This is a genomic window from Achromobacter sp. MFA1 R4, assembly GCF_900156745.1.
GTDB lineage: Bacteria > Pseudomonadota > Gammaproteobacteria > Burkholderiales > Burkholderiaceae_B > Achromobacter.
In genome coordinates, this window is record NZ_LT707065.1 from 5427933 (window position 1) to 5449137 (window position 21205).

The following is a 21205-nucleotide window of genomic DNA, read 5'->3' on the forward strand; positions in this document are numbered from 1 at the left end:
GGTCAGGCCACGTGCTGCAGAAAGTCCTTCAGGCGCTGGCTGGGGGGATTGTTCAGCAGTTCCTCGGGCGGACCGTCGTGCGCGATCTTGCCGGCGTCGATGAAAATGAGCCGGCTGCCGACCTTGCGCGCGAATTCCATTTCGTGCGTGACGACCACCATGGTCATGCCCTCCTCGGCCAGGTCGCGCATGACCTGCAGCACCTCATGGCGCAGCTCGGGATCCAGCGCGGAGGTGGGCTCGTCGAACAACATCAGCTTGGGCATGATCGCCAACGCGCGTGCAATCGCCACGCGCTGCTGCTGGCCGCCCGAAAGTTCGGCCGGATAGTGGTTCATGCGTTCGGCCAGCCCGACCTTGGCAAGCAACTCCCCGGCTAGCTTGCGCGCTTCCGCCCGGCTCTGGCCCCGTGTGTGCACCGGCCCGAACATGACGTTTTCCAGCGCCGTCATTTGCGGAAACAGATTGAACTGCTGGAACACCATGCCCGCCTCGCGCCGGATCTCGCGGATTTGCGCCGGATCCCCTTTCACGCTGAGGCCATCGACCAGCAGGTCGCCCTCGTTGATGGTCTCCAGCACGTTGATGCAGCGCAGGAATGTGGACTTGCCGGAGCCGGACGGCCCCACCACCACCACGACCTCGCCCGCATCGATGTTCAGCGAGATGCCATTTAGCACCGTCGAGTCGCCAAAGCGTTTGGTGACGTTATGGAATTCGATCATGCTCATAGGATGCGCATCCTCTTTTCGACCAGATGCAGGGTCAACGCCATCAGGCCCGTGAGTATCAGGTAGATGATCGCGACGGCCGACCAGATTTCGACCGCGCGGAAATTGCTGGCCATGATTTCCTGTCCCTGCCGGGTCAGTTCGGCCACGCCGATCACGATGAAGAGCGACGAGTCCTTCAGGCTGATGATGCACTGGTTGCCCAGCGGGGGGATCATCCGCCGGAATGCGACCGGCCCGATGATGTGCAGCAGGATCTTGTGGAAAGGCAGCCCCATGGCCTGCCCCGCTTCCTTCAGCCCCTTGTGGACCGACAGCAGCGACCCGCGCACGATTTCCGAGATGTAGGCGCCCGAATTGATGATGAGAGTGACGATGGCCGCCCATTCGGCGTCCACCCGGATGTCCGCCAGCAAGGGCAGCGCGAAATAGATGAACATGACCTGCACCACGATCGGCGTGCCGCGGATGACCGCGACATAGACCTGCGCAATGCCCGAGAGAATCGCGTTCCCGTAGGCCCGCGTCACGCCCGACAGCGCGCCAAGCAGGAAACCGCCCGCCAGGCCCCAGAACGTGATCTTGATGGTCATGAGCGTACCCGTCAGGAGATTGGGTAGCGCATCGTTGATTACAGCCCAGTCGAACTCCACGATCTTCCCCCCTGGCGCGCGATGGCGCGCCCCTATCATGGCGCGGGCAACCGCGTAAGCGCGAAGACGGTGCCTGCGCCGGAAGCCGGCATTGCGGCCGGCGCCGGCATGGTCCCGTCCCGCCTAGGCGGCGCGCCCGCGAAAAGTGCGGCTATCCGGGCCCGTCAGGGCTTCTTGCCGAACCACTTGGTGTAGATCGCGTCGTACTGGCCGTTGGCCTTGAGCGTGGCGAGCGCCTTGTTCACCTCGGGCACCAGCGGGCTGCCCTTGGGGAAGGCGATGCCGTAGAAGTCGCCGCTCTTGACCGACCCGACCACCTTCACGCGGCCCTTGCCGGCCGTGTTGGCGTAATACTGCACGTTGGGCGTGTCGTGCACCGCCGCATCCACGCGGCCGGTCGCCAGTTCCAGGTAGGCGTTGTCGATATTGGGGAACAACTTGAGCTTGGCGTCGGGGACCTGGGACCGCAGGAAGTCCACGGTGGCGGTGCCGGTTTTGACGGCCACGGTCTTGCCGGCCAGCGAGGCGGCATCCTTGATGTCGGTGTTCTTTTCGCCCACCAGGATGGCCAGGCCGCTTTCGTAGTAGGGATCGGAGAAATCGATGACCTTCTTGCGATCGTCGCGTATCGTGATGCCAGCCAGCGCCGCGTCGATGTTCTTGGTCTGCAGGCCGGGGATGATGCCGGCGAAGTCCATCGGTTGCAGCTTGTACTTGAGGTTGAGTTCCTTGGCGATGGCCGCCCAAAGATCCACGTCGAATCCGGTATAGGTATTGCCCTGCTTGAATTCGAACGGCACGAAAGCGGTATCGGTGGCGACCACCAATTCCTTGCCCTGGGCCTGCACGGCCGAAGCGCCGGTCAGGGCGAGGGACAGGCCGACCAGTGCGGCGGCGACTTTACGCTTGATCATGAAACTCTCCTCTTGGGGAGCGCCAGGCACCCCGGGGCTGTTGTAAGGGCATGATTCCTGGGCTGAGCCGGGTTCGCCGGGCCAGCTTATCGACGATCTTAACGCATCAGTCCCCGCCGGGCGGGCGGGAGAAAACTTACAATCCGCGAGACATCCGGAGGATTCCCATGGCTTACAAGTACCTACGTATCGCCGGAAACCGCCGCCAGGTAGGCCAGGCGCTGGGCAGGCTGGCCCGCCCGATCATGGCGACCTACCTGGAGCAGAGCGCAACCTGGGAAGCGCTGCGGCCATGGCGCGGGCATCCCTTCGTGGACGACCTGGCGCAACAGGCGCAGGCCGCCCTGCCGCTGATCTGGGAAGAACTCGAGGGAATGGCCGAGGGCCTGCGCATGCCGATCAAGGACGTGCTGCTGTGGCACTGCCGCGGAGATCTGCTCCACAGCGCCACGGACGGCTGCACCTCGGTGGCCTTGCGCACCGCCGACGGCGCGCGCTGGATCGGCCACAACGAAGACGGCGATCCGTATCTGTATGGCCGTTGCCATCTGGTGGACGTCGCCCTGGATGACGCGCCGGGCTATCTCAGCTTCTACTATCCCGGCTCGCTGCCCGGGCACACTTTTGCCGCCAACCGGGCGGGGCTGGTGCAGACCATCAACAATCTGCGCACGCGGCAGCGGCATACGGGCGTGCCGCGCATGTTCCTGGCGCGCGCGGTCCTGGACTGCGCGACCCTGGACGAGGCGGTGGCGTTGCTGCGCGACCTGCCCCATGCCGGCGGCTTTCACCACACGCTGGGCGCGGCCACGGACGCGCGCCTGCTGAGCGCCGAAGTCACCCCCGGCTCGGTGTCGATACTGGAAATCGGCCGACGCTACGGGCACGCCAACCATATGGTGCACGCCGACACCCGCGGCCAGCCGCAGATCGTCACCGATTCGTCGCGGGCCCGGCAGAACCGGATCGAAGGACTGGTGGATGGGTGGTCCCCGGAGTCGGGCAGCGCCGACATGCTTGCCGCGCTGCTCGACACCGAGGGCGCCCTGCCGATCCTGCGGACCGCGCGGGATGATCCCGACGACGAGAACACCCTGGCGACCGCCCTGTTCGAGATCACGGACGATGCCGTGGTCCTGCGCGTGCACGACCGCAAGGCGCGAGCGGATATCGCGCTGGACGTGATGTCCGATCCCGACTGAACGGGACCGGACACCCGCCCGGATCACAGCGTGCCGTAACCCCCGCCTCCCGGCGTTTCGACGACGAACACATCGCCCGGGTGCAGTTGCGCGCTGTCCTGCGGGCCGAGTTCCTCGATGGTGCCGTCCACGCGCTCGACCGAGTTGCGCCCCATCGCGCCGGGCTGCCCGCCGGCCAGGCCGAACGGGGCGTAACGCCGGTTGTTCGACAGGATGGCCGCGGTCATGTCTTCCAGGAAGCGGATGCGGCGCACGCCGCCGTCGCCCCCTGGATACCGGCCCTTGCCGCCCGAACCCTTGCGGATCTCGTAGGATTCCAGCCGCACCGGGAAGCGGAACTCCAGCACTTCGGGATCGGTCAGGCGCGAGTTCGTCATGTGCGCCTGGACCACCGACGTGCCGGCAAAGCCCTCGTCATGCGGACCGGCCGCGTCGATGCGCACCGGGCCCGCGCCCGTGCCGCCCGAGATGGTCTCGTAGTACTGATGGCGCGCGTTGCCGAACGTGAAGTTGTTCATCGTGCCCTGGCTGGCCGCCAGCACGCCCAGCGCGCCATACAGCGCGTTGACGATGCACATGGACGTTTCCACGTTGCCCGCGACCACCGATGCCGGCGGGTTCGGACGGAGCATCGAGCCTTCCGGCAGGATGATGGACAGCGGCACCAGGCAGCCGTCGTTCAGCGGGATGTCGTCGTTGACCATGGTGCGGAAGACGTACAGCACCGCCGCCACCGCGATCGCCCCGGGCGCGTTGAAGTTGTTGTCCAACTGCGGCGACGTGCCGGTGAAGTCGACCACGGCGCTGCGCGCCTCGGTGTCCACGCGCACGGCCACCCGGATGACCGCGCCGTTGTCCAGCGGGTATTCGTAGCTGCCGTCCTTGAGCACCGAGATCACGCGGCGCACCGCCTCTTCCGCGTTGTCCTGCACGTGCCCCATGTAGGCGCGCACGACGTCCAGGCCGAAGTGGTCGCACATGCGCAGAAGCTCTTGCACGCCCTTTTCGTTGGCGGCGATCTGCGCATGCATGTCGGCGATGTTCTGGTCCGGATTGCGCGCCGGCCAGCGGCCCGACCCCAGGATCTGGCGGGCGGCCTCTTCCCGGAACTCGCCGTTCTTGACGAGCTGGAAATTGGTGAACAGCACGCCCTCGTCTTCCACGGTCTTGGAATCCGGCGGCATGGAGCCCGGCGTGGTCCCGCCGATGTCGGCGTGGTGGCCGCGCGAGCCCACATAGAACAGGATCTCGCGCCCCGCCTTGTCGAACACGGGCGTAATGACCGTGACGTCCGGCAGGTGCGTGCCCCCGTGGTAGGGGTCGTTCACGACGTAGGCGTCGCCCGGCATCATGCGGCCGGCGTTGGCGTTCATGACCGTGCGCACCGATTCGCCCATGGAACCCAGGTGCACCGGCATGTGGGGCGCATTGGCGATCAGGCGCGCCTGCGCATCGAAGATGGCGCAGGAAAAGTCCAGGCGCTCCTTGATGTTGACCGAGTACGCCGTGTTCTGCAGGCGGTAGCCCATCTGTTCGGCGATCGACATGAAGAGATTGTTGAAGACCTCCAGCATGACGGGGTCGGCCTGCGTTCCGACCTTGCGGCGCTCGGGACGCGCTTCCACGCGGCGGATCACGAAGTGGTCCTGCGCGGTCAGCTCGGCCTGCCAGCCGGGTTCCACGACCGTGGTCTGGTTGGGCTCGGAAATGATGGCCGGGCCGGGGACCACGTCGCCGCCGGCCATGTCTTCGCGCACATAGAGCGGCGTATCGCGCCAGGCGCCCGCGCTGTACATGCTGACCACGCGGCGCGATTGCAGCGCGCCGTCGCGGGCGCGCGCCGTCGCTGCCTCGCCCACGCGTTCGCCCCCGCCCGTCGCCTCGACCGAAATGGTCTCGACCACGAGTTCGCGGTTGGGCATCAGGAACGAATAGCGCTGGCGATAGGCGGCCTCGAAATCGTGGCGGGCCTGCGCGAGGTCGGTGAACGCCACTTCCAGCGCCGTATCCGTGCCGCGGTACTTCAGGTGCAGGCGGCGCTGCACGCCGATGTCGGCCTCGGCCACATGCTGGCGGCGCAGTTCGCCGACGGCCTGGCTTGCCAGGACGTCCAGCTCTTCCTTCAGCTCGCTCATCAGGGCCGCGTCCAGCACCTTTTCGACGGTCTTCTGGCGCATGTCCGTCTGGTCGGCCAGGCCCATGCCATAGGCCGACAGCACGCCGCCCAGCGGGTGGGCAAAGACGGTCGTCATGCCGAGCGCGTCGGCCACCAGGCAGGCATGCTGCCCGCCGGCGCCGCCGAACACGGTCAGCGCGTATTCGGTGACGTCATGGCCGCGCTGCACCGAGATGCGCTTGATGGCTTCGGCCATGTTGCCCACCGCGATCTCGAGGAAACCCTCGGCCAGTTGTTCGGGCGACATCTCGCGGCCCGTGGCGGCGCGGACCTCGGCGGCCATCGCGGAAAAACGTTCGACCACGGCGTCGCGGTCCAGGGGCTCGTTGGCTTCGGGTCCGAACACCTTGGGGAAGAAATCGGGCTGGATCTTGCCCAGCAGGACATTGCAGTCCGTCACCGCGAGCGGACCGCCCCGGCGATAGCAGGCCGGACCGGGATTGGCGCCCGCCGAATCCGGCCCGACGCGCAGCCGCGCGCCGTCGAAATGCAGGATGGAGCCGCCGCCGGCCGCGACCGTATGGATGCTCATCATGGGCGCGCGCATGCGCACGCCGGCCACCTGGGTCTCGAACTCGCGCTCGAACTCGCCCGCGTAATGCGACACATCGGTCGACGTGCCGCCCATGTCAAAGCCGATCACCTTCGGGAAGCCGGCGATCTCGCTGGTGCGCACCATGCCGACGATGCCGCCCGCCGGGCCCGACAGGATCGCGTCCTTGCCGCGGAAACGATGCGCGTCGGTCAGGCCGCCGCTGGATTGCATGAACATCAGGCGGATGCCGGGCAGTTCGCCGGCAACCTGGTCCACATAGCGCTTGAGGATGGGCGACAGGTAGGCGTCCACCACGGTCGTGTCGCCGCGCGAGACGAACTTGATCAGCGGGCTGACCTCGTGCGAGACGGACACCTGCGTGAAGCCGATGTCGTGCGCGATGCGCGCGGCCTGCTGTTCGTGGCCGGTGGCATGCCAGGCATGCATGAAGACGATGGCGACGGCGCGGATGCCGCTGTCGTACGCGGCCTGCATGTCCTTGCGCAGACCGGCTTCATCCAGCGGACGGATCACCTCGCCGTCGGCCGCGACGCGCTCGTCCGCTTCGATGACGGACTCGTACAGCATCTCGGGCAGCAGCACATTGCGGTCGAAGAGCCGCGGGCGGTTCTGGTAGGCGATGCGCAGCGCGTCGCGAAAGCCCCGCGTGGTCACGAGCAAGGTGCGCTCGCCCTTGCGTTCGAGCAGCGCGTTGGTGGCCACGGTGGTGCCCATCTTCACGCACTCGACCTGATCGGCGGGCACCGGCTGGCCGGGCGCGATGCCCAGCAGCTTGCGTATGCCCGCGACTGCGGCGTCGCGATACTGCTCGGGGTTTTCCGACAGCATCTTCGCCGTGGTGGTCGTGCCATCGGGGCGGCGCGCCACGATGTCGGTGAAGGTGCCCCCACGGTCAATCCAGAATTGCCACTTCATAGGTATCCTCGAAAACAAGAGGCCGCCGGGGCGCGCTCGGCCACGGTCGGGTTGCGGATGGATCGGGGCCTTGCCCCGCGTATTGGAATCAGAGAGAGGTCGCGGCACGCGCCGCCTGGTCATACAGTCCGGACAACGCGCGCAGCGTGTGCGCCAACTGGCGGCTGAATTCCAGCCCGCCCCCGCCTGGCGCGTCCAGGCCGGCGGTCAGGCACTGCTCGCGGATTTCTCCGTAGCGCTTCAGAATCGCCGCGCCCTCGGGTGTGACGCTGTAGAAGACTTCCTTGCTGCTGCGCTCGCCGCGCACCACGCCCAGCCGGTCCAGCTTTTTCAGCGCATAGCTGACGACGTGGGTGTCTTCCACGTTGAGCGTGAAACAGATGTCGGCCAGCTTCTTGGGCCGCTGACGGTGGTAGACGTGGTGGAACACCATGACGTCGGTAGGCGTCAGGTCCGGCAGGCCGGCAGCCGCCATGCAGCGCACGGTCCAGCGATCGAACGCATGGCCGGCGATCATCAGGCCGAATTCCACTTCGGAAAGATCTGGCGCGCTACCGCCAGCCAGATGAGCCGATGACGCAATCAACGCAGAGGACATAGGAGCCAGGACCCGAAAGCCAAGTTTATCTGGATGAAATACTAATAATTTATCCATATTTCATCAATAAAAAATAAGGCGTGGCCGTAAAAAATCCCTCGCTTCGAGGGAATACCCCTAGGTGGAATCGACCTGCCGGCCTTCAGGGCATCGGTCCCTCAGGGCACGGAGGCACCGGGCTCGGGCCATACGGCTCAGGCCGTCAGGGCGCGGTCCAGCCCATGGGCAGGTTCGCCCGGATCAGCCAGCCGGCAATCGAAATGCGGGCCGCGATCTCGGGCATGGCGTCGCCCGGGCCGAACCAGCGGGCGTCGACAATCTCATCTTCCTGGACACGGATGTCGCCCGACACGTAGTCCGCCGTGAACGCCACCATCAGCGAGTGCGGGAACGGCCAGGGCTGGCTGCCGAAGTACTGCAGGTTGCCGACCTTCAGGCCCACCTCTTCGAAGACTTCGCGATGAACGGTCTGCTCGATGCTTTCGCCCGGCTCGACAAAGCCGGCCAGCGCCGTGTAGCGGGCCGTGGGCGCGTTGGCGTGGCGCGCCAGCAATATGCTGTCGCCCTTGCGGATCAGCACCATCATCGCCGGCGCGATGCGCGGATACGCCGACAGCCCGCAGGCGGGGCAGCGCAGGCAGAATTCGTGCGCCACGCGCTCGGCGCGGGTGCCGCAGGCGCCGCAGAAGCGATGGGTGCGCGCCCATTCGGCGATCTGGTAGGCGCGGCCCGCCAATGCCATCGCTTCGTCGTCGAACACGCCGAACAGCGACCGCAGCTTCTTGAATGCGTAGCCTTCCGGGGCTTCGATGCCAGGCTCGACGCACACCGTCCGATACGGCGAATCCGCCTGCACCCAGACGGGCAGCAAGGCCGCGGCAGTCAGGCCGATGCGTTCGCACAACGCCGAATCCGGCAACACGCTGGACGATGTCTCGACCAGCAACTCATCACGGCGAAAAACGAAATTCACACGACCCTCTGCGCTGCGTAGGCAATGGCGCAATCTTAGAAGAAAAACCGTGCGCGGATAACGCCTCGGCGGTCATGGACCGCAAACATTGAACCTTCAATCAATGAACGACAGGCAGCCTTAGGAATTACCCGTAAAACGGCGATTTACCGCGCTTTGTTACCGCACAGCAACATAGAATGGCACGGCGCTCAGGCGGCGCGACGCCGCGCCGCGCAATCTTTTTCCGCACTGCCTATCGGGAAAGACCCGTCTTCACCATTCGCAAAGAAGGACCACCATGTACAAGAAAATCTCGCTGCTGACCGGCAGCATCGTCCTGGCATTCAGCGCGGGCGCACAGGCCCAGACCAAGTGGGACCTCCCCAGCGCCTACCCGGCGAGCAACTTCCACGTCGAGAACCTGACCACCTTCATCAAGGACGTGGACACGCTGTCGGATGGCAAGCTCAAGATCACGCTGCACAACAACGCCTCGCTCTACAAGGCGCCCGAGATCAAGCGCGCGGTGCAAGGCAACCAGGCGCAGATCGGCGAGATCCTGCTGACCAACTTCGCCAACGAAGACCCGGTCTACGAACTGGACGGCCTGCCCTTCCTGGCCACCGGCTACGACGCCTCGTTCAAGCTGTACCAGGCGCAAAAGCCCTTCCTGGAAAAGAAGCTGGCCTCGCAGGGCATGACCCTGCTGTATGCCGTGGCGTGGCCGCCCCAGGGCATCTTCGCCAACAAGGACATCAAGCAGATCAGCGACATGAAGGGCCTGAAGTGGCGCGCCTACAGCCCGGTGACGGCCAAGATCGCCGAACTGGTCGGTGCGCAGCCCGTGACCGTGCAGCAGGCCGAACTGGCCCAGGCGCTGGCCACCGGCGTGATCGATTCCTACATGTCCTCCGCGTCCACGGGTTACGACACCAAGACCTACGAGTACATCAAGAAGTTCTACGACACGCAGGCCTGGCTGCCCAAGAACGCCATCATCGTGAACAAGAAGGCGTTCGACGCGCTGGATCCGGCCACGCAGGAAGCCCTGAAAAAGGCCGCCGCGCAAGCCGAGGAACGCGGCTGGAAGCTGTCGCAGGAAAAGAACAAGTGGTATCAGGCCGAGCTGGCCAAGAACGGCATGGAAACCATCAAGCCCACGGTCGAACTCAAGGAAGGCCTGAGCGTGATCGGCAAGCGCATGCTTGACGACTGGCTCAAGAAGGCCGGCGCGGACGGCCAGGCCATGATCGACGCCTACAAGAAGCAGTAATTCCGACATGCGCCGTTTTCTAGATTCCCTGTACGGCGCGGCCGGCCTGTTGGCCGGCCTGTGCACGATAGGCGTACTTGTTTCAGTGCTGGCGGCGATCATCTCCCGCCAGCTCAGTTTCAACATTCCCGGCACGGATGCCTATGCCGGGTATTTCATGGCCGCGGCGGGATTCCTGGCGCTGGCCAGCACGTTCAAGCACGGCGAGCACATCCGCGTGACGCTGTTGCTCAATTCGCTGGCGCCCGCGGGCAGCCGCCGGCTCGACATCTTCGCCCTGGCCGTCGGCTGCCTGCTGGCCGCCGCCTTCGCGTTTTTCAGCGTCAAGCTCACGTACGACTCCTGGCTGTTCAACGACATCTCCACGTCGAACGACGCCACGCCGCTCTGGATCCCGCAGACGACCATGGCCGTCGGCACGATCCTGTTCTTCGTCGCCCTCGTCGATGAACTGATCCGCCGTTCGCGCGGCCTCTCCGCCGCCACATCGCAGCAAACTCATGAATGAACTTCTCGTCATTACCCTACTGGTCGTTTCGATCTTCGTCCTGCTTGGCTGCGGGGTGTGGGTCGGCCTGACGCTGGCGGGCACGGCCTGGATCGGCATGGAGATCTTCTCCAGCCGCCCCGCGGGCGACGCCATGGCCGTCACGATCTGGGGCGCCTCGTCCAGCTGGACGCTGACCGCCCTGCCGCTCTTCCTGTGGATGGGCGAAATCCTGTTCCGCACCCGGCTGTCGGAAGACCTGTTCAAGGGGCTTGCGCCCTGGCTGAACCGGGTGCCCGGCCGCCTGCTGCACACGAACGTGATCGGCTGCGCGATCTTCGCGGCGGTGTCCGGCTCATCGGCGGCCACCTGCGCGACGGTCGGCAAGATGACCATCCCCGAGCTCACGCGCCGCGGCTACCCCGAGGACAAGATCCTTGGCACGCTGTCGGGCGCCGGCACGCTGGGCCTGCTCATCCCGCCCTCGATCATCATGATCGTGTACGGCGTGGCGGCGGACGTGTCCATCGCCAAGCTGTTCATCGCGGGCATCGTGCCGGGCATCGTGCTGGCGCTGCTCTTTAGCGGCTACATCGCCTGGTGGGCCATCCGCAATCCGGACCAGGTTCCGGCGGCGGACCCCGGCCTGTCCTTCATGGAAAAGCTGGGCCGCTCGCGGCACCTGATTCCGGTGCTGTTGCTGATCGGCGCGGTGCTGGGCTCCATCTACACCGGCATCGCCACCGCGACGGAAGCCGCGGCGGTCGGCGTGGTGGGCGCGCTGTTCCTGTCGGCGCTGCAAGGGTCGCTGAACCGCAGCAGCTTCATGCAATCCCTGCTGGGCGCCACCCGGCTGTACTGCATGATTGCGCTGATTCTGGCGGGCGCACAGTTCCTTACCCTGGCGATGGGGTACATCGGGCTGCCGCGCGCGCTGGCAGAATGGATCGGCGGCCTGGGCCTGCCCCAGTTCGGCCTGATCATGGCGCTGATGGTGTTCTTCATCGTGCTGGGCTGCTTCCTGGACGGCATCTCGATCGTGGTGCTGACCATGGGCGTGCTGCTGCCGACCGTGCAGGCTGCCGGCATCGACCTGATCTGGTTCGGCATCTTCGTCGTGTTCGTGGTGGAAATGGCACAGATCACACCGCCGGTGGGCTTCAACCTGTTCGTGCTGTCGGGCATGAGCGGGCGGGAACTGCCCTACATCGCCCGCGCTTCGCTGCCGATGTTCATCCTGATGACGGTGGCCGTGCTGCTGCTCTATGTGATTCCCGGCATCGCGACCTGGCTGCCGCTGCACATGACGCTGTAGCGCCCGCGCAAGCGTCGCCCAGGCCCCGTGCCCTCCAAACCCCGTTCTTCGAACGGGGTTTTTTCTTTTCCGTCGGTCTGTTTTTTCTGCTTGGGGACCTGTCGCGGTCGCCTCACGCTGTAAACCCGGGAAAACGCCGAAGTTTTTCGATGTTCCGGCCGCGCCAACTTTCTTAGAATCCCCAGGCGCGCGGCCAACCGCCGGGCGCGACCCGCCAAGCCAAAAGCGCGGCGCAACCACAAATCAGCTACACCTGGAGGAGTCTCAAGTGAAACGCATCACCCTCACGCTGGCCGCGGCCGGCATGGGCCTGGCCGCCGGTACGGCCAGCGCCGAAACCAGCGTCACCCTGTACGGCATCGCCGACGTCAGCATCCGTTACCTGAGCACCAGTTCAGGCGCCGTGGGCGAAGACGGCAGCCGCGTCTCCATGGAAAACGGCGCCATCTCCAACAGCCGCTGGGGCCTGCGCGGCTCGGAAGACCTGGGCAACGGCAACCGCGCCTTCTTCCGCCTGGAAAACGGCGTCAACCTGCAGAACGGCCGCGGGTCGGATACGTCCAAGGCCTTCAGCCGCCTGGCCTACGTCGGCCTGGATGGCGGCAGCATCGGCACGCTGACGCTGGGCCTGCAGAACACGCCCATGTTCGACCTGCTGGCCGATTATTTCGACCCGTTGACCGTCGGCAATTACGAGCAGAACGCCTGGCTGCCCGCCGCCATGTCGCGCGTGCGCACCAACAACATGACCAAGTACGCCAACACCTTCGGCAACCTGGCCGTGGTGGCCTCGTGGGCCAACGGCGACGACTGGGACGATCGCAAGGCCGGCCAGCAATATGGCGCCAGCCTGCGCTACACCGTGGGCCAGCTCGGCCTGGGCGCGGCCTGGCAACAGACCTACGCCGCCGCCGATTCCGACCAGCGCCAGCGCGCCTGGAACCTGAACGCCTCCTACCAGTTCGATGGGGCCAAGGTCTTCGCGGGCTACTTCAATGGCCGCGACGAAACGGGCTGGGTCAACGGCGTCATGGGCGGCACCACCACCGCCAGCCTCGATCGCAAGGACAACGGCTATTTCGCCGGCGTGACCTGGCAGGCCACCCCGCGCTGGGCCATCACGGGCGCAGCCTACTATGACCGCAGCGAGAACGTGGTCGAGGAAGGCGACAAGGGCAAGCGCTATGCGCTGGTCGCCGTGGCCGAATACGCGCTGTCCAAGCGCACGCAACTGTACGGCACCGTCGACTGGAACAAGGTCAGCGACGCCGCCAGCGGCGAAATCGCCGGCCAGAGCCACCAGCTCGGCGCCGCCGTGGGCATGCGCCACATCTTCTGATGCCCCAAGCGCCGGCCCCCGCCGGGCCGGCGCGTGTCAGGACGAGCTGTCTGACACCCGAGTGAAATGGTCTTCCTTCCGAGACCGTGGCCCAAGGGGGTCAGACACCCCCCCCTTCCCCCTTGATCGTCGCCATGACCACGGCGACAATCCACGCGTGCCTTCGCCGTTTGCAGTGGTATGACGGTGGCGCTTCGCGTGACGCTCCCGGCGCCTGCGCAGCGCCCATCCCCACCAACCTGAACCGGGCCCAACGCATGAGCCTCCCGCGTGCCTGCGCGTCTGCGTCACCGAGCCGTCCGCTGCGGGCTGTCCTGACAGCCCTGGCGATGGCAGCCATGGCGTTGCTGGCGGCCTGCTCCTCGCCGGTGCAGTTGATGCCCACGCCGCTCAAGTTCACAACGGGCCTCGTGGACCCCTTCGCGCACAAGGACGCGGCGCTCGACAGCACCTCGATTCCCCTGTTGTACGCCACCAACCGCGCCGTGTTCATCGGGTCGCGCCAGCCGTTCTATTCCATTTTCCCCAGCGACACACTGCGCCTGGGCATCGCAAAAGTGCAGATCGGCGACGGCACGCTGGACTGGGATCAACTGCGGCAGCTTTCCACGTCGGACAGCCAGCGCGGCCGGCCGGTGCTCAGCCTGGAGCGCATGGACGAGCTGGTCGCGCTGCCCCTGCAAAGCGACGTGCAAGCCTCGCCCGAGGCGCGGGCATACTTCGACCTCATCAACGACGCCCTGGCGGTCAGCCGGCACCGCGACCTGATCATCTACGTGCACGGGTTCAACAACGCCGTGTGGCGCGGCACCGCGCAGGCCGCCCAGTTCCATCATTTCACGGGCCGCCAGGCCGTCGTGCTGGCCTTCCTGTGGCCCTCGGCGGGCAGTCTGCTTTCCTATGCGACCGACGTCCGCGCCGCGCGCGCGTCGGTGCCCGCGTTTGCGCGGTTGATAGAACTGCTGGCGAGCAACACGAATGCGGAACACATCAACGTGCTCGCCTTCAGCGCGGGCGCGCGGATCGCGAGCGAAGGGCTGGCCACGCTGGCCCAGCCGCGGGACGGCGAAAGCCGCGAACAGCTGCGTGCGCGGCTGCGCCTGGGGCAGATCTATTTTGCGGCGCCCGACGAGGACACCTATCGGTTCGTGACGGACCTGCGCCAGTACATCGACCTGACCGAACGCGTAAGCCTGGGCGCCAACCTGGACGATCGCGCCCTGGGCTTCGCGGCGCGCCATCAGCGCGCGTCCCGGGCCGGCCGCCCCAGCGCGGACGACCTGACGCCGGAACAGGTGGAATTCGTGAACGCGGCTTCCCAGCAGTTGAACTTCGACATGATCTGGGTCGATCCGCGCGCCATCCCCGACATGCACCGCCGCGCGCACAGTTTCTGGTTCGGCAACAGCTGGGTCAGCAGCGACGTGCTGATGCAGTTCCTGTACCACAAGGCGCCAGCCGACCGCGGGCTGCAGGAAGGCTACACGCAGCAAGGCATGCGCTTCTGGACCTTCCCGCCCGACTACGACCAGCGCGTCGAAGCGCTCATGCGCAAGCGTTGAAGCCTGCGCAGCGCCCGGTCAGAACACCGCCATGCGGCTGTTGATGAGGTCCGTGACCAGCATGTGGCCCGGCGCGTGCGTGATGCAGAACTCGGGCCGCACGGCCGCCACGACCGACTGCGGCGTGACGCCGCAGGCCCAGAACACGGGCATTTCCCCGGCGCGGATATCCACCGGATCGCCGTAGTCGGGACGGTCGATGTCGGCGATGCCGATGAGCGACGGATCGCCGATGTGGACCGGCGCGCCGTGCACGGACGGAAAGCGCGACGTCACCTGGATCGCGCGGATCGCGTCCGCCGCCTTGAGCGGCCGCATGGACACCACCAGCGGGCCGCCGAAGACGCCGGCGGGCTGCGTGGGGATGTTGGTGCGGTACATCGGCACATTGCTGCCCTGTTCGATGTGGCGCACGGGCAGGCCGTTGTCCAGCATGGCCTCTTCGAACGAAAACGAGCAGCCGATCAGGAACGAGACGAGGTCGTCACGCCAGAGATCGCGCACGTCCGTCGGTTCGGCGACCAGCACGCCGTCCTTCCAGACCCGGTAGCGCGGAATGTCGGTGCGGATATCGATGTCCGCGCCCAGTTCCGGCAACGACGGATCGCCCGGTTCGGACATGGCCAGCAAGGGGCAAGGCTTGGGATTGCGCTGGCAGAAGTGCAGGAAGTCCGCCGCCAGCGCGCGCGGCAGGATGGCCAGGTTGGCCTGCACGTGCCCCGGCGCCAGATTGGCCGTGGGTCCGGTCAGGCGCCCGCTGCGCGCGTCCAGCCGCGCCTGCCGGGCAAGCGCGAGGCTGGTTCGAACGTTATCGGCGTCAGGCATGAAAGTTCTCTTGTTGCAGGTTGCTTGAAATGCCGGTCAGCGGCCGGCGAACAGGTCTTCGACGGACAGGCCGATGCCCAGGATCCGGCGATCCGCGCCGTTGCTGCCGGCGATCATCAGGCCGACCGGCGCGGTGCCTGCGGCGTGGCACGGCAGCGACAGCGCGCAGCCGTCCAGGAAGTTGATGAGCGTCGGATTGCGCAGGATCAGGCCGTTGGCGGCGTAGTAGGCCTCGTCGGCGGCCTGCAGGTCCGCCACCGGCGGCGCCACGATGGGCGTGGTGGGCATGATGAGCGCGTCATAGCCCGCGATGCGGTGATCCACGGCGGCGACCCAGGCTTCGCGCGCATCCAGCAGATCCAGGTAATCCGCCGCCGACATGTCCTGGCCGCGCATGATGCGCGACACCACGCGCGGGTCGTAGCGCTTGCCCGCGCGCGCGATCAGGTCGCGGTGCCAGGCCCAGGCTTCCGCGGCGGTGAAGCCGCCCTTGCTGTTGATGGACGCCAGTTCGGCGAACTCGGGAATCTCGATCCGGTCGATCAGCGCGCCGGCCGCTTCCAGGCGCTGCACGGCCGCCGCAAAGCTGTCCGACACGTGCTTGTCCATGGCGTCCAGCGCCAGCGTGGTCGGAATGGCCAGGCGCAGGCCGCGCACGGGCAATGCCTGCGGCAGCGGCCCCGCGTCACCCGACAGGATGGCGTCCAGCTCGGCGCAGCAGCGCACGCTGGCGGCGATGGGGCCGATGGAGTCCAGGTTGGCCGACAGCGGCAGCACGCCCTGCATGGACACGCGCCAGGCGCTGGGCTTGAAGCCCGTCAGGCCGCACAGGGCGGCCGGGATGCGCACGGAGCCGCCCGTGTCCGAGCCGATGCCCGCGACAGCCATGCCATCCGCGACCGAAACGGCGGCGCCGGAGGACGATCCGCCGGGAATGCGGCCGGTGGCGCGGTCGTAGGGGTTGAGCGGCGTGCCGTAGTGCGGATTGATGCCCAGGCCCGAATACGCGAATTCGGTCATGTTGGTGCGGCCGATGATGACGGCGCCGGCGGCGATCAGGCGCTGCACGACTTCGGCATTCGCCTCGGCCGCGGGCTCGCCCTCGCGGGCCACCGAACCGGCCATCGTGGTTTCGCCCTCGATGTCGAACAGGTCCTTGATGCTGATGGGCAGGCCGTCGATCGCGGATCGCACGATCCCTGCCGCGCGCAGCGTGTCGGACGCGCGCGCCTGGGCCAGCGCCGATTCGGCATACAGCTTGGTGAACGCGCGGGCGCCCTCGCCCGCCGGATCCTGGGCCCGCGCCAGCGCGGCTTCGGTCAGCGCAACGGAGGTGCTGCGGCCCTCGCGCAGGGCCGTGGTCAGATCATTCAGGGTCGAAACCATCATTGTCCTCATGCCGCCGGGCGGCGTGAATGTGCGAACGGACGCATCCGCAGGAATGCGCCCGGTTAATCAGTGCCGGGAATGGCAGGTGTCAGGCCACCACGGGAAGCGATTCGACATGATAGCGGTGGCGCAACGTGCGCTGCAGGCGCGGATCGTGCAGTTCCATCGTGAAATCCGCCGCCGCGCGGATGCCGCCGATGGCGCCCACGGTGCCGCAGGTCATGCCCGCGCCTTGCGGCAGCACGGCAGCGCCGCCGGTGTAGCCCGCGATCAGGTCCTGCGGCGTGCGCAGCGTGGACAGCGGACCTTCCTGGTACAGCACCTTTTCGCCGTTCTCGACGATGTAGGAGCGGATGACCAGCTCGTCCCAGTGGTCCGCCACGTCGGCAAGGCGCCAGGCCTCGGTGGCCACGGGCTTGACGCAGACCTGCTTGGACATGGCCACGCTGACCGTTTCCAGCTTGCGGTCGGTGTGGTCGGAAGCGATGCTGACGTACATCTCGCCGTCCACGGCAAAGACGAACGTCTCGACTTCGCCCGACGATTCCTCGCCCAGCGCCTGCACGTTGGCGGACTGGGTCAACTGGTTCTCCGCGATGCGGTAGTACAGCGGCACGCTGCTCGGACGCGGCACGCCGATGGCGGCCAATTCCTCGATGTGGTGCTCGATGGCGGCCATGTCGCGGCCGGCCCAGCCCGCCACGATCACGGTGTTGAAATCCACTTCCACCTGACGGGGATTGGCGTCGTCGATCTTGAATACGGCTTTCATGTCTGTCCTGCGAAGAAGGGGGTGAAGAGCGGCGCGGCATCGGGCCGCGCCGGGATCAAAGGGAAATCAGCCAAAGACGCGCGGCAGCCACAGCGCGATGTCGGGCCAGAACGCCAGCAGCGCCAGCATCACGAACATGGCTGCGACGAACGGCAGGCTGCCGACGATGACCGCGCTCATGGAACCGCTCTTGCGCAGGCTCTGCACGACGAACAGGTTCAATCCGACGGGCGGCGTGATCAGGGCGGCCTCGACCAGGATGATGATCACGATGCCGAGCCAGATGGGGTCGTAGCCCAGCGCGATCATGATGGGCGCGACGATGGGAATCGTCGTGATCATCATGGACAGGGTTTCCATGAAGCAGCCGAGCACCAGATAGAAAATCACCACGATCAGCAACATCCAGCCGGGCGACAAGCCAAGCCCGGTGATGGACTTGGTCAATGCATCCGTCAAGCCCGTGGCCGACATGATGAAGTTCAGGAAGCTCGCCGCGATGACGATCAGCATGATCATCGCCGTGGAGCGCATCGTGCCCTCCATTACCTCGCGCAGCATCGACCAGCTCAGGCGGCGGAACCACGCCGCCAGGATGAAGGCGCCCAGCACGCCCAGCGCCGCGGCCTCGGTCGGCGTCGCCAGGCCCGCATAGATGGAGCCCACCACCAGGAAGAAGATCCCCATGGGCGGCGCCAGGTGCACGATGCTGGCCAGGCGCTGGCCCCACGTCGCGCTGATCTTCTTGCCGCCCCACGACGGCTTGGCGACGCAGGCGACGACCACCGTCAGCATGAACAGCATCGCCATCGCGAAGCCGGGAATGATGCCGGCCAGGTACAGCTTGGGCACCGACGAGTTCGTCAGCACGCCATAGATGACCAGGTTGATGGAAGGCGGGATAAGAATGCCCAGCGTGCCGCCCGCGGCAAGACTGCCCAGGAACAGCGGTTCGTTGTAGCCGTACTTGCGGATCTGCGGAATGGCGACGGTGCCCACGGTGGCCGCGGTGGCCACGCTGGAGCCGGAGGTCGCCGAAAACAGGGTCGACGCGCCGATATTGGCATGCATCAGCCCGCCCGGCAGCCACGACAGCCACAGGCTCATGGCGCCGTACATGCGCTCGGCAAAGCCGGCGCGCAGCAAGACCTCGCCCAGCATGATGAAGAGCGGAATCGCGACCAGCAGGAACTCGTTGTTCGAGCTCCAGGAAATCTCGCCGATGGCGCGCGTCAGCGGCAGCATCGAGAACATCGGGTCCAGGATCAGGCCCAGCACGCCCAGCGCGGCGCCCACGGGGATGGACAGGCCGATGAGCACCAGCAATAGTGTCAACGCGGTGGCAATCATGCGGATTCTCCCTTGACCATGCGCTCGCCGGCGGCGGCTTCTTCTTCGGCCTCTTCCTGCGCGGAGCGCACGCCGCAGATCTGCTTGACCAGTTCGATGTCGCCCGTGACCAGGGCGGCAGAGGCGCGCGCCAGCATCAGCGCGACCGTGATGCACATCCAGCCCAGGCCCAGCATCCACAGGCCCTGCGGAATCCACAGCGGCGTGGCCAGCGGCGTGTTGGCGGTGGACTTCTGGGTCCAGGACGTCACCACCACGTCGTAGGCGTAGTAGGTCAGGAACACCATGAAGACGGCCAGCGCCACGATGGAAAGCCAGTCCAGCACGGCCGACAGTCGGACGGGCAGGTGTTGGTACAGCACGTCGACGCGCACGTTGGCGCGTTGCAGCGTCGCAAAGGCCAGCGCCCAGGACGTGCTGATCGCGAAAGCGTAGCTGGACAGTTCGTCCGCGCCGCCGGTCGTGAAGCCCAGGAATTTACGGGCCAGCACGTCAAAGGAGATCAGCAGCACGCTGGCGACCGTCAGGGCGCCGCCGGCCCATACGGCCGCGCGCGAAAAGCTCTCGGCGCGCCGCAACAGGCCGCCTAGCAGGCGGAAGTGTTCGGTTTGAGTCATGAATGGAACCTCGGGTGGCTCGGCCTGGCATCACAGGCGGATGGCGCAGGCCGCTATCGCAAGCCGGAATCGCAAGCCCGTGTCACGGGCGGGTACAGCAGGCCGGCGCGTTGGCCGGCGGACGCGCCGGCCCGCGGGCTGGCGCGTCCTGGCCTTTACTTGCTGGCGGTCAGGTTCAGGGTCTTGCCGACGGTGGCGTTCCAGTCCTTCACGCACTGCGCCGAGCAACGGGCGGCCCACTTGGGCAGCACGGCCTCTTGCGCCACCTTCTTCAGCAGGGCGCGGTCGGCATCGGAGGGTTGCACCAGAACCATCTTGCCCTTGACGGGGAACGGGCATGCGGCAGCGCCGGTGTTGCAGTCATAGCCTTCCTGCGTCTGGCGGGCGGCGGCGTCCCAGATGTTGTCGACCAGCATGGTGATGTTGGTCTGCAGGAACGTGCGCACCTTCGGATCCAGCTTGTCCCAGGCCTTCTGGTTGACGGCATGGATCTGCTGGTTCCAGTTGATCGGCAGCGCGACCAGGTGGGTCGACACTTCATACCACTTGGCCGAATAGCCGGACAGCGAACCCGTGATGGCGCAGTCCACGACCTTGTTCTGCAACGCGGGGACCACTTCGCCGAAGGCCATCGTCACGCTGGAACCGCCCAGCGCCTCGACGAACTCGGCCGTGGTGCGGCTGCTGGTGCGGACCTTCTTGCCCTTGATGTCGGCCAGGCCCTTGATCTCGGCATTGCAGAACAGCACCTGCGCCGGATAGGTGGAAATGCCCAGCAGCTTGACGTTGTTGCCTTCGCCGTAGAGCTTGGCGTAGACGGGCTCGAATGCGTCGGTCACGGCGCGCGCGGTCTTGACGTCCGGCGCCAGGCCGGCCAGGTCGATGGCTTCGTTGATGGGATTGTCGCTGGCGAAGTACGACAGCGTGGCGGTGCCGAATTCGATCACGCCCTGCGACATCAGGCGCAGCAGCTCAGGCCCCTTCAGGCCCATTTCGTTGAAGCCCTTGATTTCCGCCGTGACTTGTCCCTTGGACAGCTCGGGAATCGTCTTGGTCCAGAACGGCTTCTCGTAGTCGTTGTAAGCGGTCAGGTTGGACAGGCCGCCCACGACCTTCAGATTGGTCTTGGGCAGGTCCTGGGCCTGGACGGCGCCGGCCAACAGGCTGGCGGCGACGGCGGCGAAAGCAAGAGACTTCTTCATGGACAAAACTCCTGGCTGGCGGGATCGTCTGTCGCGCGCGGGATCCCGTTATCCTGGTCGCGCGCCGTTAAGAATCGGGTGTCAGGGATGCAAGGCAGGGACAGGAAATGCGTCAGGTCCGACGTGCAACTGATGCCTATTCATGGTTTTTCCCCCGCACTGTGTATCCAGGCGCTACTTATTTCTGTAGCGCCATTGCATCGCCAGGGGCGGCGACCGTCCAATCGTATGTTCCGATGTGGGGGTATAAATTTTTTTTGGGTCTCGCCGCGCGATTTGCCGCCGTTTTTCGCAAACGACGCATCGGCGCGGCTTTGCGGCGGATGCCGCACTGCGCAAACCCGCCCGGCAGGCGCGCCGGCCACGGGTGGCGC

At 66.2% G+C, this 21205-nt stretch carries 18 protein-coding genes; 6 read left to right on the forward strand and 12 right to left on the reverse strand.

What is annotated here, in order from left to right; all coding sequences use genetic code 11:
• Positions 1 to 2: 2 nt before the first annotated feature.
• From glnQ to glnH, 3 genes are all read right to left on the reverse strand, one after another.
• On the reverse strand, positions 3 to 731 hold the full coding sequence (glnQ, locus tag BXA00_RS24820; protein WP_076521032.1) for a glutamine ABC transporter ATP-binding protein GlnQ: 729 nt from the start codon (positions 729 to 731) through the stop codon (positions 3 to 5).
• On the reverse strand, positions 728 to 1384 hold the full coding sequence (gene glnP / locus BXA00_RS24825; protein WP_076521033.1) for a glutamine ABC transporter permease GlnP: 657 nt from the start codon (positions 1382 to 1384) through the stop codon (positions 728 to 730). The genes glnQ and glnP overlap by 4 nt, the downstream gene beginning before the upstream one ends.
• 164 nt (positions 1385 to 1548) lie before the next feature.
• A complete protein-coding gene (glnH, locus tag BXA00_RS24830) occupies positions 1549 to 2298 on the reverse strand; it encodes a glutamine ABC transporter substrate-binding protein GlnH (protein WP_076521034.1) in 750 nt (249 codons plus the stop codon).
• 167 nt (positions 2299 to 2465) lie between these two features.
• On the opposite strand from glnH, the gene BXA00_RS24835 reads away from it, so the two are divergent.
• Positions 2466 to 3500 carry a C45 family peptidase gene (locus tag BXA00_RS24835; RefSeq protein WP_076521035.1) on the forward strand — a complete coding sequence of 345 codons (1035 nt, stop codon included), beginning with the start codon at positions 2466 to 2468 and terminating at the stop codon, positions 3498 to 3500.
• 23 nt (positions 3501 to 3523) lie between these two features.
• Here BXA00_RS24835 and BXA00_RS24840 read toward each other — a convergent pair whose 3' ends face one another.
• The 3 genes from BXA00_RS24840 to nudC form a co-directional block, all read right to left on the reverse strand.
• Positions 3524 to 7147 carry a hydantoinase B/oxoprolinase family protein gene (locus BXA00_RS24840; protein ID WP_076521036.1) on the reverse strand — a complete coding sequence of 1208 codons (3624 nt, stop codon included), beginning with the start codon at positions 7145 to 7147 and terminating at the stop codon, positions 3524 to 3526.
• 88 nt (positions 7148 to 7235) lie between these two features.
• Entirely contained in the window at positions 7236 to 7745 is a 510-nt protein-coding gene (locus tag BXA00_RS24845; RefSeq protein WP_076521037.1) for a winged helix DNA-binding protein, read from the reverse strand.
• Between the two features lie 202 nt (positions 7746 to 7947).
• On the reverse strand, positions 7948 to 8718 hold the full coding sequence (gene nudC / locus BXA00_RS24850) for an NAD(+) diphosphatase (RefSeq protein WP_076521038.1): 771 nt from the start codon (positions 8716 to 8718) through the stop codon (positions 7948 to 7950).
• Between the two features lie 280 nt (positions 8719 to 8998).
• Here nudC and BXA00_RS24855 point away from each other — a divergent pair, with 280 nt between their 5' ends.
• The 5 genes from BXA00_RS24855 (at position 8999) to BXA00_RS24875 (ending at position 14676) form a co-directional block, all read left to right on the forward strand.
• Positions 8999 to 9973: a TRAP transporter substrate-binding protein gene (locus BXA00_RS24855; protein ID WP_076521039.1), complete on the forward strand. Its 975-nt coding sequence runs from the start codon at positions 8999 to 9001 to the stop codon at positions 9971 to 9973.
• 7 nt (positions 9974 to 9980) lie between these two features.
• Positions 9981 to 10481: a TRAP transporter small permease gene (locus BXA00_RS24860; protein WP_076521040.1), complete on the forward strand. Its 501-nt coding sequence runs from the start codon at positions 9981 to 9983 to the stop codon at positions 10479 to 10481.
• Positions 10474 to 11775, forward strand: coding sequence for a TRAP transporter large permease (locus BXA00_RS24865; RefSeq protein ID WP_076521041.1), 1302 nt, complete (start codon positions 10474 to 10476; stop codon positions 11773 to 11775). Before BXA00_RS24860 ends, BXA00_RS24865 begins: the two co-directional genes overlap by 8 nt.
• A 268-nt stretch (positions 11776 to 12043) precedes the next feature.
• Entirely contained in the window at positions 12044 to 13114 is a 1071-nt protein-coding gene (locus BXA00_RS24870) for a porin (protein WP_076521042.1), read from the forward strand.
• A 338-nt stretch (positions 13115 to 13452) separates the two neighbouring features.
• The gene (locus tag BXA00_RS24875; RefSeq protein WP_172805888.1) at positions 13453 to 14676 is read left to right on the forward strand and encodes an alpha/beta hydrolase; all 1224 of its coding nucleotides are present in this window, start codon (positions 13453 to 13455) and stop codon (positions 14674 to 14676) included.
• Positions 14677 to 14694: 18 nt separating this feature from the next.
• Here BXA00_RS24875 and BXA00_RS24880 read toward each other — a convergent pair whose 3' ends face one another.
• The 6 genes from BXA00_RS24880 to BXA00_RS24905 all read right to left on the reverse strand — a co-directional run bounded on the left by BXA00_RS24880 (position 14695) and on the right by BXA00_RS24905 (position 20831).
• The gene (locus BXA00_RS24880) at positions 14695 to 15501 is read right to left on the reverse strand and encodes a putative hydro-lyase (RefSeq protein ID WP_076521044.1); all 807 of its coding nucleotides are present in this window, start codon (positions 15499 to 15501) and stop codon (positions 14695 to 14697) included.
• A gap of 36 nt (positions 15502 to 15537) precedes the next feature.
• On the reverse strand, positions 15538 to 16887 hold the full coding sequence (locus tag BXA00_RS24885; RefSeq protein WP_076522114.1) for an amidase: 1350 nt from the start codon (positions 16885 to 16887) through the stop codon (positions 15538 to 15540).
• Between the two features lie 91 nt (positions 16888 to 16978).
• On the reverse strand, positions 16979 to 17662 hold the full coding sequence (locus BXA00_RS24890) for a DUF2848 domain-containing protein (RefSeq protein WP_076521045.1): 684 nt from the start codon (positions 17660 to 17662) through the stop codon (positions 16979 to 16981).
• A gap of 66 nt (positions 17663 to 17728) precedes the next feature.
• Entirely contained in the window at positions 17729 to 19012 is a 1284-nt protein-coding gene (locus BXA00_RS24895; RefSeq protein ID WP_076521046.1) for a TRAP transporter large permease, read from the reverse strand.
• Positions 19009 to 19629, reverse strand: coding sequence for a TRAP transporter small permease subunit (locus BXA00_RS24900; RefSeq protein WP_076521047.1), 621 nt, complete (start codon positions 19627 to 19629; stop codon positions 19009 to 19011). The genes BXA00_RS24895 and BXA00_RS24900 overlap by 4 nt, the downstream gene beginning before the upstream one ends.
• A 155-nt stretch (positions 19630 to 19784) precedes the next feature.
• Positions 19785 to 20831 (reverse strand): TRAP transporter substrate-binding protein, encoded by a 1047-nt coding sequence (locus tag BXA00_RS24905; protein ID WP_076521048.1) that lies wholly within the window; start codon positions 20829 to 20831, stop codon positions 19785 to 19787.
• Positions 20832 to 21205: the final 374 nt, after the last annotated feature.